General features: G+C 59.4%; 1 protein-coding gene. It reads left to right on the top strand.

Annotation, left to right across the window (positions count from 1 at the left end):
* Positions 1-13: 13 nt before the first annotated feature.
* Positions 14-219, top strand: a 206-nt coding sequence (locus ACYP5B_RS49800; RefSeq protein WP_459574852.1) for an IS4/Tn5 family transposase DNA-binding protein, incomplete at its 3' end; no start/stop codon positions are given.

Genomic DNA, 219 nt, shown 5'->3' with positions numbered 1-219 from the left:
ATGACAGATAGCTGTGACTGAGACCGATGACCTCGACGATTGGGCTAGCAACGAGTTTGGCGCTGCGGAATTGGGCGACGCCCGGCGGACCCAACGGCTGGTCGCGCTGGCGCGGCAGTTGGCACAAAGCCCGCATTGTTCGTTCCCGCAAGCTCTCGACAGCGCGCAGCTCAAAGCTGCATATCGCTTCTTTAGCAATGAGGAAATCGATAGCGACGG

It is taken from the genome of Cupriavidus sp. 8B, from assembly GCF_054589115.1.
The sequence above is the reverse complement of the archived record's forward strand: the minus strand, read 5'-3'. Positions and strand labels throughout refer to the sequence as shown.